Source organism: 'Cynodon dactylon' phytoplasma, assembly GCF_009268075.1.
Classification (GTDB): domain Bacteria; phylum Bacillota_I; class Bacilli_A; order Acholeplasmatales; family Acholeplasmataceae; genus Phytoplasma; species Phytoplasma cynodontis.
This window is the reverse complement of the sequence record NZ_VWOH01000004.1, coordinates 1-13,464: the sequence shown is the minus strand read 5'-3', so window position 1 is coordinate 13,464 and position 13,464 is coordinate 1. Positions and strand designations below refer to the sequence as shown.

The following is a 13,464-nucleotide window of genomic DNA, read 5'->3' as shown; positions in this document are numbered from 1 at the left end:
TATAAACTAAACCTTTCTTTTTAGATTGTTTAATAATTTTTTAATATTTTTAAAATTACATTTAGCAATTCTATTTAATATATCAAAACCTTTTTTTTCACAAATTTCTAATAACTGTTGATCCACTTTAAAAGAAGCTCCTAATTTTAAATCAATACTTAATTTTTCACTTAATTGTTGAATTTCTTTTAAAAAAAAATATCTTGCAAGAATAGAAGATACAGCAACACTTAAATATTTAGTTTCAGCTTTAGTACAGAATATTATATCTTTATAAACTATTTTTTCTTTTTTTAAATAGTTAAAATATTTCTCTGGAATAGCAAACTGATCAATTACTACATTAAATTTAACATTTTTATCTATTTTTTTTATAAGTTCTAAAATAGCTTCATTATGTAATAAAGCTTTTATTTTATTTAAATTATTTTTGTTTTGAATAAGTGAATTATATTCTAAAGGATGCAAAATTTTAACAAAATAAGGTATTTTATTCTTATTTATAATAAGTTTTGATATTTTAAAAATATTTTTAGAAGAAAGTTTTTTAGAATCAGTAATATTCATTTTTTTTAGAAAAGCAATATTTTTTTCACTAACAAAAGATGCACAAACTATTATAGGGCCAAAAATATCACCTGTACCTACTTCATCAGAACCAATAAAATTATGTTTTATTAAATCATGATTTTCTTTTTTTTTAAGATCATAAACTTCATCATTAAAATGCAAATTCAACAAATTACAAATAAATATAAAAATTGGTTTTTTATTTAATCCTTGTACAAAACAAGTACCATTCTTAAAAATTGTAATTGTACTATTATCTTTTTTAATACGAAATAAAACATAAATACTTTTGTTTTCTTTTTCATTTAAGATAAAATTTTGAAATTCTTTTCTTATTAATTCGATTTGTTCTAAATTTAATTTTTTTAAAATATAGTTTTCAGACACTAATTTTTTTCCTCAAATCTTTTAAAAAATATTTAAAAAGTTTAACATTATCTGTCCAAATTCCAATTAATTGTTTTTATATTATTTTCTTGTAAATAATTATTAGTTTTGGAAAATGGTCTAGAACCTAAAAAACCTTTATGAGCAGAATAAAAAGAAGGATGGGAACTTTTTATAATAAAGTTACTTTCTTTTATAATATATTTTTCATAATTTTGAGCAAATTTACCCCACAGTATATAAACTACTTTTTTTTTATTATAATTTAAAAAATTGAAAAAATTAATAGTAAAGTTGTGCCAACCAATATGTTGATGACTTAACGGTTTATTTTTTTCTACTGTTAAGATGCTATTAATTAATAAAACACCTTCTAAAGCCCATAAAGTTAAATTATTAGTTTTAGCAGAACAAAAAGATAAATCATTTTTTAATTCTTTGAATATATTTTTTAAACTAGAAGGTGTTTTTTCATTCAAAGTGCTAAAAGATAAACCATGAGCTTGGTTAGGACCTGGATAAGGATCTTGTCCTAAAATAACTACTTTTGTATTATCGAAATTAGTTAACTTAAAAGCTCGGAATATATTTTGAAAAGAAGGATAAATAATTTTACCTTTCTCTAACTCTTTTTTTAAAAATGATAAAATTTTTTTAAAATATAATTTTTTTTTTTCTTGCTTAATAAAATAGTCCCACATTTTTTTAAAAACCTAATTTTTATTTTGTTTGAATTAATTTAATACATTAATAATTTTAATTTTTTTATCAAAAAATAAATAATAAAAAAACAAAAATAAATAACTATAGCACATTTAATTAAAAATATATATTTATGATCTATCTTGAAAATAGGTTTAGCTAAAATATTATTATAATTTATAAATCGATCAAATTCTTCAATATTTTGATTATTATCTCCTTTGGTTGTAACATATCTATTCTTTAAATCATTTTCTACCACTCTATGGATAACTAATATATCAGGAAATTTATTCTTATCAAGCTTAAAAATAATAACATCACCATCTTTAGAATTTAATGTTTTAGATGGTTTTAAATTATAACATTCTTTTTCTGATATTGTTTTAACAATAACATAATCATCTATTTTTAAGGAATCATACATACTCTCGCTGGCCACTCTAAAATAACTAAAATTCAAAAACTTGAGAACTTTTTCTTGCGACATAAATATGCTCAATAACATAAACAAACAACAATAAAATATAAAAAAATAATAAATCCAAAATGAAATTTTATAAATAAAACAAAATATTTTTTTTAAAATAATTAACATGATTTTCTCGACTTTTTTTTATTCTAATAATAATTATGAATAATAATTGTGGTTTAACAAAATTGAAAAATAACAAAAAAATTAATCTATTCTTTTTTAATTTTATTCCAATTAATTTCTCCAAAAATATTCATATTAAAACCTTCAATATTATTTCTTACTAAATTTCTAATTTTATTGATTTGAAATAATGGAATAGCAATATATTTTTCAATTAAAACTTTATGTAATTCTTTTATTTTAGATTCATAATCTGGATTGTTAAAATCTATTGTTTTTAGATAATCAATTTTATCATATATTTCAGGTTCATTCAAACCAGAAACATTTAAATAAGCTTCTGAGTTTGCGGAATTATTTGTATGATTAGAGGAATGAATTTTACCAAAATAAACATTTAATAAATAATGAGGAAAAGTATTTTCTAAATACTCTGTTAAACAAAACATATCAAATTCTCCCGATTTAGCTTTTGCGATAGTTTCATTTTTTTCTAATTGTATCTTTTCTATATTAAAACCTTTTTCGTTAGATAATTTTTCTATAAATTTATTCATAAAACGATTTTTAGTTTCGTCAGCATTAGTAAATAATGCTCTTATTTTAGAATTAGGTTTGGAAGCTTGAATTTTTATATCATTCAAAATAATATCATTAAATTCTTGATCAGAAAAATTACCTCCTTTTAAACGATTATCTGAAAAAACATTTACAACTTGATAATAAGAAGAATCTTCTCCTAAATCATTCAGTATTTCTTTTTTTAAATATGGAGTGAATTCTTGAACAATACTTTTTCTATTTTCAATACTAAGGGTTTTACTATTCAAAATAATATAAGTTAAATTTAAATTAGTATTTTCAACTAATTTTAATTGTTTATTTTTAATCATTTTTTCTAAATATACCTGTTCAATATTTTCTAATATTAGATCTAATTCTCCTTTTTCTAAATTCATATAAAGAGTCTGAATAGAAGGAATAAAATAAATAATAATTTTTTTAATATTCACATCATTATTATTTTTTAATTGGTAATAATCAGAAAAAAACTCTAATTCAATTGTTTTAGTATTAGGATCAAACTTAGTTAATTTAAAACTGCCTAAACCTATATTTCGAAAATTTTGCGGATCTTTATCTTTAACTTCTTTACTTATAATAGGTATCTTGCTTAAATGATGATAATTTAATAAATCTTTATTATTTTTAAACTTAATATAAAATAAATATTTTTTTGTTAGATCATCAGACTTCGCAAATTTATCTATAAAATAAGAATGTTCGTTTTGAGAATCACGATTTAATTCTAAAGTTTCGATTATATCATCATTAGTTAACTCTTTTCCATCATGAAATTTAATATTCGGTATTAAATTAAATTCATAATAACCTTTCCATAAACCTGTTGTAATAGGTTTTTTCGGTATTTCTTCTATTAATTTATTTTTATATTCGGTAAAATAATAACCTTTTTTTTGGATTTCTAAAGGACTGACTAAATATTCATGCATTAAGTTACGAACTTGAGCATTATTAGTTGTATTTTCACCCATCCCAAACATTCCGAAACCATTTTTAATTTCGGTTGAAGTTCCAACCATCAAAATATCTTTTAAATATTCTTTTTTTTCTTGATTTTGATTATTTTTATCTCTAAATCGAAACCATAAAACAAATAAAGCTAACAAGAAAATAAAAAAAATACACTTCCAAAATAAATTATTTTTCATATATTTTGGTTTATTAGAATATAATGTCATCTTTTATTAACCTCTTCTTTATATATTAAAAAATATTAAAAAAAAATTTTATAATGAAATATAATAAATACATACTTTTTATTATAACAATCAATATAAAATATTAAAAATTTTTTAAATTTATTTTTATATATTTTTTAATAATTTTAGAAGTTAATTTCCAAGGCATAGCAACACAATGAATTTTACTTGGAAAAAAAGAAATATTTTTAAAAGAATATAAATCTTTATCAATTTTTTCAGAATCAAATTTTTGATTCTTAACCATTTTCAAAAAATTATCTATTTTAGATATACATAAATCTAAATCAATTTTTTTCAAAAAAAAAGACATCAAAGAAGCTGAGGCAGTTAAAATCACACAACCTTCAGTTTCATATCTAATATCTAAAATATTATCTTGATTAAAAAATATTTGAATTTTAATAAATTCATTACAAAATATATTTTTAGCTTCTAAAATCAAATATTTTTTTTCTTTTTCGTTAAATAATAAACCTTTATTAAAAGGATTATGATAATTATCTAAAATAATTTTACGGTATAATTCATCTATTTTCATAACAAAATTTCTTTTCTCGACTTTAATCAAAAATAATTAGAAAATTAATTTTATTCTTTTTAGTTAATAAAACATATTTATTATCAAAAGCTTTTTGAGATTCTAAAATAAAATCAACTTTTGTAATAGAATTTCCCATAACTTTAATAGAATTTGATAAAATCAATCTTCTAGCTTCATTTTTAGATATTGCGAACTTAGCATACACTAAAGCATCTACTAATAAAATATTCTCTTTGGTTTTATAAAAATCTAAATGCTTTGATAAAAAAATAAAATCATCTAAATCCCATTTTTTCAAATCTTTGTTAAATAAAATATTATTAATTTTAATACATTTTTCTAACTCTTCGTAACCATGCAAAAACATAACAACAAATTTAGCTAATTCTTTTTGTGCTGCTCTTTGTCTAGGATTTTTTTTAGTTTCTTCTTCTAAAAAAATAATCCTATCAGGGGTTAATAAAGTTATTTTTTTTAAAAGATCAATAACATCATTATCACTAATATTTAGTAAATATTGATAAATTTCATAAGAATTACTCTTTTTTTTGTCTAACCATATAGTATTTTTCTCGCTCTTACCAAATTTAACACCTTTAGTATCTAACAAAAGAGGAATGCTGAATCCTAAAGGTTTATTATTTTTTTTTGTTAAACTCATTTTACGAATCAATTCTAATCCACTAGTAATATTTCCCCATTGATCAGAACCACCAAATTGTAATATAACATTAAATTCTTTGTACAAATGATAAAAATCTAATGCTTGAAAAAGCATATAAGAAAATTCTGTATAAGAAATTCCTTTTTTTAATCTTTTAGCTACTATTTCTTTGGAAATCATATAATTAATATTAAATAATTTTCCATATTTTCTAAAAAAAGAAATAAAATCTATTTGAGATATCCAATTATAATTATCTACTAATTTAATTTTTTTATTTAAAAATATATTTTCTAATTGACTTCTAATAGAATTGCTATTATAAAAAATCTCTTCTTTAGACAGCAAAAATCTTTCTTTAGATTCTTTAGGATCACCAATTAAACCTGTACCACTTCCTATCAAAATAAAAGGAAAATGATAATTTTTATAAAATAACAAAATAGTATTGATTTGAACTAAATGTCCTAAAGTAAGAGAATTAGCAGTAGGATCAAATCCACAATAAAAATTTATTTTTTCATTATCCAAAACTTTTTCTAATCTGCTTTCATCGCTACAATCCTTAATTAAACCACGCCATTTTAGTTCTTCAAATAAAGATAACAAATACAAATTTCTCCTTTTATTCTATCTTTTCTCTTTAATCTTAGTAGCTTTTGCAGATAAATAACGAATATAATAAAGTTTAGAACGACGAACTATACCACGTTTTACTACCTCTATTTTTTCATATAAAGGCGAATGTAATGGACAAATACGTTCAACTCCTACTCCTGAATAAACTCTTCTTAATGTAAAAGTTTCTGAAATATTACTTCCTTTTTTTCTAATCACTAAACCTTCAAAAATTTGTATTTTCTTCTTATTGTTTTCTTCAAACTTGATAAAAATTCTAACTGTATCACCAACTGCAAAAAAAGGTACTTTTCTTAAATTTTTTTTATTAACAAAATTAATTAACTCTTGTCCTTTTAAATTCATATTCATGGCTTCTTATAATAATTTCTTCCTTTTAATTATTTTCTATATATATTTTATTCTGTTTTTTTATTTTTTATCTGAATCTTATTTTTTTCTTCTAATAAATCAGGTCTTTTTAATAAAGTATTTTTTAAACTTTCTTTTTTTCGCCATTCTTTAATTTTATTATGATTCCCAGAAATTAGAACAGAAGGGACAGACTCTCCTTTATAAATTTGTGGCCTAGTATATTGAGGATATTTTAATAAACCACCTTGAAAAGAATCTTGCAAATAAGACTCTTTTTTAATAACTCCTGATACAACTCTAGTAATAGCATCAATTAAAATAATAGCAGCAAACTCACCTCCGGTCAAAATATAATCACCTATCGAAAGTTCTTCATCTACAAATTTTAAAATTCTCGCATCTACACCTTCATAATTTCCACATAAAATAATTAATTGTGTATATTTTTCAGCATAATGAATAACTTTTTTTTGTTTCAAAACAATTCCCTGAGGAGACAATAAAATAACCCTACTTCGTTTCTCTCTCTTAATATTTAAAAGACAATCGTATAAAGGAGGAAAAGCAAGTAACATACCACTTCCGCCTCCATAAACAGTATCATCTACTTGATTATGTTTATTATGGCTATATTTTCTTAAATCTAAAATATTTAATATAATTTTTTTCTTTAAATATGCTCTTTTTATTATAGAATGATCTAAAAAAAAATTAAAAAAATTAGGAAAAATAGTTATAATATCAAATATCATTATTAAAAACCTTTATATATTAAAAAAATAATTAAAAAAATACAAACAGATTATGATTATAATAAAAAATCAAAAAACAAAAATTAATTCTAAATTAGAATTAGAAATCAATTTTTTAACATTTTTTTGTTAAATTATTTTTTTTATTCTTTTTTAATAAATTTTTAGTAGTCTTAGTTAATTGAGCTCCAAAAGATAACCATTTTTCTAACTTTTCATTGTATACACTAATAACATTAGATAAAGGATGATAAATACCAATAATTTCTAAAAACTTCCCATCTCTTTTATTACAAGATTCTGTAGCTACTATACGATAAAAAGGTTTTTTATGAGAACCAAAACGTTGTAAGCGAATTTTAACCGACATAATTGTTAAACCTACTTTCTGTTATTAGATATAGATATAATACATAATATAAATGTAATATTATTAAACAATAAAAAAATGAAATACTATTAATCTTCATTCCTAAATATTTTGTTTTAATATTAGATTCTCATTATAAATTATTTTTTTACTATTATAGTTAGATTATAAAAGAAAAAATAATAACTGTCAATATTCAATAAGTAAACCTATAATATAATATATACAAAAAAATAAAATAATTTATTAAAATATATTTAAAATAATTAAAAAAGGATTAAAAAAAATAAATGAGAATTATACCTTATGAACTTTTTGAATATACACCAGAATTATCTATTAAAGCTTTAAGAAAAGAATTCGGAATGTATGACTATTGTTTAAATAAAAACAAAAAAAATAAAGCTATGCAATTTTTTTTAGACATGGGTCGTAATTATTTTAACCTATCTTTTGTTAAATGGATAAAAGAAATGCAAAAAAGAAAATATTATATAAATAGTTTTCATTTATCATATTTACAAAAAATTGAAAATAAATATGAAATAGTTAACACAAATTTATTTCTTATCTTAGAATGTTGTATACAATGGGAAATAAAGAATTTTTTACCTTATAAAAAAAATGTTAGCTGGTTTGAAATTATAAAAAAATTTTTAAATAAAGATATATATTATAATTTTAATTTTAATTTGGATATTTTTGATTCATTAAAAAAAATGTATATTGAACATTTTATGAAATTAAATCAAAAAAAAAATTTTAAACCTAAAAATTTAGATATGACAAAAGTATTTAATTTATTCAGTAGTATGTTATATAACAAGATAAATTAGAAAAAAAAGATTATTTTTTTGAAGAATAAATTTTATTTTGATAACCAATAAAATTTAAAATTTTTTAATATAAAACTCTTAAAAATAGAAAATAAAATAAAAAGAATTAAATTCGAAATCAAAATAGGTAAAAAATTCCAAAAAAACATAAAAGAATAATAAAATAAAGATGATTTTAAACTTTTATTAAAAATATTAATATTATTTCTTAAAATAAAATAATACTTAGTATTAGGACCCCAATAACATAAAAAACCGCAAAAAAATCTAGAAATAGTTTGTATCAAAATTATAATAAATAAAAATAAAAAATTTTTTTTTATATTTTTTTTAATAAAAAATGTAAAAAAACTCGTTAAAGAATAAGATAAAACAGGAATAATAGTACCAAAAAAGATCATATAAAATAAAAGAATTACTTGAGGTTTGTTTAAATAATTGTTAGTAAGAAATTGTATTTGAAACAAATATCTTTCACTTGAATAAACAAAAATATCTATAAAACAATAAAATAACAAAAAAAATAGATGAGAACTAAAATCGAAAAATAAACTCATCATAAAAAAAGGAAAATACCAATAACAAAAATAATTATTTTCTGTATAAAGAGATTTATTAAAAAAAATAGGGCAAAATTTATTTATTTGAGATAAAACAATAGCAAAAGAAACAAAAAAAGAACCTAAAATTAATTTTTGAAGTTTTCTTTTTTTAAAATTAAAAATTTGTTCTATTAAATTCATAAAAAACTTTCTATATAACTAGTTTAAACCCTTTAACTTGATATAAACAAATAACTTATTACAACAAATAATTTCATTTAAATAATAAAATTAATAAAAAAAATATCTTATATTAAGATGAATTAAAAAAACCGTAATATAAAATACTTTTTTATCAATTTGAAAATTAAAAAATAATTAATATTTAGAAAGAAAGATATGAAAAAAATCTAAAAATTTTAGAAAAGCATATGACTTAAAAATATAGAAGAATGAATATAAGGTATATTAATAATCAAATTCAAAAAAGGTTTTTTGGTATTAATAAAACTAAATTTTCTAATAAAAATATTATTTTTATTTTTATTATTTATAATTCCAAAAACACTTTTATTTTTTCTAAATTTTTTTTTATCTTGATGATCAATTATATTTGTATCTTTGCTTTTATTTTTATTTTTTTCTATATCTTTAAAATCTTTTACATCATTATTATCTGTTAAAATATCTTCTAAAATTTCTTTTTCATCTTCTTCTTTTTTCAAACTGTCAAAAAAAAAATTTGATTCTTCAAAATCTTCTTTTTTTTCATTATATTCTAGATCATATAAAATCAAATCTTTTGTTTTAAAACTTTTTGTTTGTTCTTTATTTTCCAAATTTTTATATAAATTCATAATTATAATATCTATATTGTTTGAAATTGCATTATAATTTTCTATTATTGGTTTGTTAAATATAATTAGTTCTTGAGATTTTTTAAAATATTTCAGTCTTTCATCATTTTCTGATAAAGAATCTATTTGATCTAAAGGTATCATATCATATTTATTAATATCATATAAAAATAATAAAGTACCATTTTTTGTTTTATATTTAGAATATAAACCATTAGGTAATAGTCTTTCTGTCATAAAACCTGTTATTGGATCAAAAATTTGTATAGTCCCATCAAACAAAACTTGTTCAATTATTTTTTTATTAAAAATATCAAATTTTTGTTTTTTTAAATTTTTATGATTAATAAATTCTACTTCTAAAATATTTTTATCTTCTAAAAAATGAAAATTCATATTTGAATATAAATTAAATTTATTTATTTTACCTTTTTTATTATTATCAACTAATAATTTTCTTTGTGCAACCTTAATATGTGAAAATTTATTTTGAACCTTTTTAATATAAAAAAATAAAAAAATCGGAATTATTACTAAAACAAAAATTATTAAAAAATTTTTTTTAGATAAAATAGATTTTATAAAATTATTTAAAATAAACATAAAAAAATACTATTTAAACCTCTTTCTAACACTATAATTATATATTTTTTTAATAATTTTTTCAATAGAAAAAATTATATAATTATAATAAAATACTAGAAATTTCCAATGATATATAAGAATTTAAATAATTATAAAATAATATGAAAAAAATCATAAAAAATTAATAATTTAACAAAAATTAAAACAAATTTATTATTATTTAATAGAAAACAATGTGTTAGAATATTTATTGAATAAATAAAAATAACATAAAAAAGGAGAATTAAATTAAAAAAAAAAATGTTTAAAAAATTAGGTTTTATAATAACAATAATTTTAGGATGTTTTATAGGAGCAATACTGTATAAAATAGCTGAAGATAATGAAAAAAAAATTTCTTTAAAAAAAAAACCATTCAATATAAATATGATATTGAATCCACAAGCAATTAATCAATATACAAATGAAGAAGAAGTTAAAAAAGAAAACTTAAAAGACTATATTTTATATAAATGGTTTAGTATTATTAATACTATAGTTGAAAATATAAACTTTTATTTATCTTCCTTTTATTCTGATATCAAACCATATATTTCTTTTTAAAAATTAATAATAATCATCTTTTTTTATCATTTTTTTAATTTTTAAATCTAATTCTTTTTCTTTTAATAATGATCTTTTATCATATTTTTTTTTGCCTTTAGCTAAAGAAATTTCTATTTTGACTAAATTTTTAATTATAAGAATTCTAATTGGTATAACAATAAAACCTTTAGTTTGAATTTTGTTTTTAATTTGTAAAATTTCTCTTTTGTTTAATAAAAGTTTTCTTTCTCTATTTTCGTTATAATTATGAAAAATATTACAAAAAGGATACTTAGAGATTAACATATTTATAATAAAAACTTCATCAAAATTAAATTTAATATAAGAATTATCTAAATTAACTTTACCTAAACGAATAGATTTAACTTCATTACCTAATAACTTAATACCTGCAATATATTTTGTATCTAGTAGGTAATTATAAAAAGCTTTTTTATTAGAAAGAATTGTTTTTATCGTTTTTTTGTTCATTAATATTAAATCCTAAAATAATTATTTATAAATATAACTTTCAATAAAAAAATAAAAAAATTTCAACAAAAAAATAATCTAAATTTAAATAAAAAAAAAGAAATAAACTAATTATTCTATTCTATTTTTTTATTATCAATTTTATTATAATTTAATAGAGATTTTTTAATTGTTAAAAAAGCTTTTTTTTTATTTTCTATTTTTTCAATAATAACTTTTTTATCTTCTAAATCTTTATAGTGCATTAAAAAATGTTTTAATTCTAATAAAAAAGAAGAAGGAATATCGTTTATATCTTGATAAGAATTCATAAATACATCTTTAATTGGAACAGCTATAATTTTTTCATCTAATTCATTATTATCAATCATTTTAATAAGACCAATAGGTCGACATTCTACTAAAATCATTGGATCTAAAATTTCTTTAGATAACACAAAAACATCTAAAGGATCTTTATCATCACAATAAGTAAAAGGAATAAAACCATAATTAGCTGGATATTTAAAAGAAGTAGATAAAAAACGATCTAAAATTAATAAACCTGTCTCTTTATCTAGTTCATATTTATTTTGACTACCTTTGGAAATTTCGATAAAAACAAGAAATTTATCTTCATTAATTCTACAAGAATTAATATTTTGTAAAAATTTCATAATTTATACCTATCCTCATCTTTAATAAAATTTTTTTAAAATAATTATATTAAATATTTATAATCCAAAAAATTATTTTTTATCTGCTCCAAGTAAAATAATTTTTTTATTTAAATATTTTTTTTGTTTAGTTATACTAATAATTAAATGATCTAATAAATTAGATTCATTTATATCTTCAGTAAAAATTAAAATTTTTTTAATTAAATTTAATCTTTCTGTATTATCTTCTTTAATTCTGAAAATTTCATTAAAATAAATATAAAAATTGTTATTATATAAATCTTTTTTCATTTCTAATAAACAACCTATAGTTTTATGCTCTGGTTTCAAAGATATATCTAATCTATATTCTTTTGAAGGTTTTTTATTAATATCATTTTTATCTACAGAAAAATTAATTAAAAAAAATTTAGGAGCAAAACAACGAATTAAATTTTTAATCAAATGAGAAATTAAATTTTTATCTATGGAATCAATATCAATATTTTCAGATATTTTATCGAGTAAATTCTCTATAGAAATGTTTATTTTTTCTGATGATTTTTTATTTTCTGAATCAGATTCATTATAATTAGAATCAAATTTTTTATTTAAATAATTTAAATAATCAAATAAATGTTTTAAAAAAATATCTCTTTCTTCTTTATCTTTTAAATGAGTTATTTCTAATATCAATTCTAATATAGAATATCCAGAAACTTTACAATTACATAAAGATATATTAAAAGAATCTATATATTTTAAATCTTCTTCCTTAAAATAAAAACATCCTAAAGAAGGGTCTTTTTTTAAAAAATAACAAAAATGAGAAGTATCTAGAGCTATTCTATCATATTTTTGATCTATAAATTCTTCTTTAAAATGAAAAAAATCAATAATATTAAATAATAAATTCATTTTAGGGATATGATAATTTATTAAAACAAAAAATAATTGTTTAAGATTCAACCATTCTTTGAAAGAAGAACATGGTAATAATTTTATATTATCTATTCCATAAAAAAAATTAACTTTTTTAGAAAAAAAAGACCCAGAATCATGTTTCCAACCTAAACAAATATATTTTTTTTTAGAATTCAAACGATAAGAACATTCAGCATAACTAGAAATATCGATATCTTCATCTAACAAAAAGTTATTATTCAATTTTTGTTTATTATTATTTTCTATTAAAGGTATTAAAGTATCATCATTATTTAAAACATTTTTATTTTCTATAGCATAGATAAAATTAAAATTAAAAAAAAAATTTATGGATAAAATACAAATTATATGAAACAAAAATAAAATTATATTTTTTTTTAAAAAAAAATTATTTTTTAATTTTTTTTTTAGCATTATTTTATTCTTTCTAATAATATTAAGAAAAATTATTTTTTTAAAAAAAAAATAAAACAAAAAAATATTTTAATTTATTAATAATGGCGGCTCCGGGCAGAATCGAACTGCCGACACGAGGCTCTTCAGATCAGGATAGAAATATTGCGTTTTACCATTGCATTAAATGGAATTATTACAATAAGCCCCCTACACCACCGGACAAG

The 13,464-nt window shown here is 18.7% G+C and carries 16 protein-coding genes; 2 read left to right on the top strand and 14 right to left on the bottom strand.

What is annotated here, in order from left to right; translation table 11 throughout:
* Window positions 1-6: 6 nt before the first annotated feature.
* The 9 genes from rnhC to rpsP form a co-directional block, all read right to left on the bottom strand.
* Window positions 7-957 carry a ribonuclease HIII gene (gene rnhC, locus F1741_RS01780; protein WP_244609569.1) on the bottom strand — a complete coding sequence of 317 codons (951 nt, stop codon included), beginning with the start codon at window positions 955-957 and terminating at the stop codon, window positions 7-9.
* 47 nt (window positions 958-1,004) lie between these two features.
* Window positions 1,005-1,658 carry a uracil-DNA glycosylase gene (locus F1741_RS01775; RefSeq protein WP_152309900.1) on the bottom strand — a complete coding sequence of 218 codons (654 nt, stop codon included), beginning with the start codon at window positions 1,656-1,658 and terminating at the stop codon, window positions 1,005-1,007.
* A 38-nt stretch (window positions 1,659-1,696) separates the two neighbouring features.
* Window positions 1,697-2,149 (bottom strand): S26 family signal peptidase, encoded by a 453-nt coding sequence (locus F1741_RS01770; RefSeq protein WP_193310881.1) that lies wholly within the window; start codon window positions 2,147-2,149, stop codon window positions 1,697-1,699.
* A gap of 194 nt (window positions 2,150-2,343) precedes the next feature.
* On the bottom strand, window positions 2,344-4,020 hold the full coding sequence (locus F1741_RS01765; protein WP_152309898.1) for an ABC transporter substrate-binding protein: 1,677 nt from the start codon (window positions 4,018-4,020) through the stop codon (window positions 2,344-2,346).
* Between the two features lie 103 nt (window positions 4,021-4,123).
* Entirely contained in the window at window positions 4,124-4,582 is a 459-nt protein-coding gene (locus F1741_RS01760; RefSeq protein ID WP_152309897.1) for an iron-sulfur cluster assembly scaffold protein, read from the bottom strand.
* Between the two features lie 22 nt (window positions 4,583-4,604).
* Window positions 4,605-5,858, bottom strand: coding sequence for a tyrosine--tRNA ligase (gene tyrS, locus F1741_RS01755; protein WP_152309896.1), 1,254 nt, complete (start codon window positions 5,856-5,858; stop codon window positions 4,605-4,607).
* A 21-nt stretch (window positions 5,859-5,879) separates the two neighbouring features.
* On the bottom strand, window positions 5,880-6,233 hold the full coding sequence (rplS, locus tag F1741_RS01750; RefSeq protein WP_152309895.1) for a 50S ribosomal protein L19: 354 nt from the start codon (window positions 6,231-6,233) through the stop codon (window positions 5,880-5,882).
* Window positions 6,234-6,286: 53 nt separating this feature from the next.
* On the bottom strand, window positions 6,287-6,994 hold the full coding sequence (gene trmD / locus F1741_RS01745) for a tRNA (guanosine(37)-N1)-methyltransferase TrmD (protein WP_152309894.1): 708 nt from the start codon (window positions 6,992-6,994) through the stop codon (window positions 6,287-6,289).
* 115 nt (window positions 6,995-7,109) lie between these two features.
* Window positions 7,110-7,364, bottom strand: coding sequence for a 30S ribosomal protein S16 (gene rpsP / locus F1741_RS01740; RefSeq protein ID WP_152309893.1), 255 nt, complete (start codon window positions 7,362-7,364; stop codon window positions 7,110-7,112).
* Between the two features lie 290 nt (window positions 7,365-7,654).
* Between rpsP and F1741_RS01735 the strand changes: the two genes are divergently transcribed.
* Entirely contained in the window at window positions 7,655-8,200 is a 546-nt protein-coding gene (locus F1741_RS01735; RefSeq protein WP_152309892.1) for a hypothetical protein, read from the top strand.
* Between the two features lie 32 nt (window positions 8,201-8,232).
* On the opposite strand, the gene F1741_RS01730 is transcribed toward F1741_RS01735, so the two are convergent.
* Both F1741_RS01730 and F1741_RS01725 read right to left on the bottom strand, forming a co-directional pair.
* Window positions 8,233-8,943 (bottom strand): hypothetical protein, encoded by a 711-nt coding sequence (locus tag F1741_RS01730; protein WP_152309891.1) that lies wholly within the window; start codon window positions 8,941-8,943, stop codon window positions 8,233-8,235.
* A 218-nt stretch (window positions 8,944-9,161) separates the two neighbouring features.
* Window positions 9,162-10,202 carry a hypothetical protein gene (locus tag F1741_RS01725; RefSeq protein WP_152309890.1) on the bottom strand — a complete coding sequence of 347 codons (1,041 nt, stop codon included), beginning with the start codon at window positions 10,200-10,202 and terminating at the stop codon, window positions 9,162-9,164.
* Window positions 10,203-10,484: 282 nt separating this feature from the next.
* Here F1741_RS01725 and F1741_RS01720 point away from each other — a divergent pair, with 282 nt between their 5' ends.
* Complete coding sequence (locus F1741_RS01720; RefSeq protein WP_152309889.1) at window positions 10,485-10,787, top strand: hypothetical protein; 303 nt, start codon at window positions 10,485-10,487, stop codon at window positions 10,785-10,787.
* Between the two features lie 3 nt (window positions 10,788-10,790).
* Here the strand turns inward: F1741_RS01720 and smpB are convergent, their stop codons facing one another.
* The 3 genes from smpB to F1741_RS01705 form a co-directional block, all read right to left on the bottom strand.
* Window positions 10,791-11,261 carry an SsrA-binding protein SmpB gene (smpB, locus tag F1741_RS01715; RefSeq protein ID WP_152309888.1) on the bottom strand — a complete coding sequence of 157 codons (471 nt, stop codon included), beginning with the start codon at window positions 11,259-11,261 and terminating at the stop codon, window positions 10,791-10,793.
* A gap of 116 nt (window positions 11,262-11,377) precedes the next feature.
* Complete coding sequence (locus F1741_RS01710; RefSeq protein WP_152309887.1) at window positions 11,378-11,917, bottom strand: inorganic diphosphatase; 540 nt, start codon at window positions 11,915-11,917, stop codon at window positions 11,378-11,380.
* Between the two features lie 72 nt (window positions 11,918-11,989).
* Window positions 11,990-13,258 carry a hypothetical protein gene (locus tag F1741_RS01705; RefSeq protein ID WP_152309886.1) on the bottom strand — a complete coding sequence of 423 codons (1,269 nt, stop codon included), beginning with the start codon at window positions 13,256-13,258 and terminating at the stop codon, window positions 11,990-11,992.
* Window positions 13,259-13,464 lie beyond the last annotated feature (206 nt).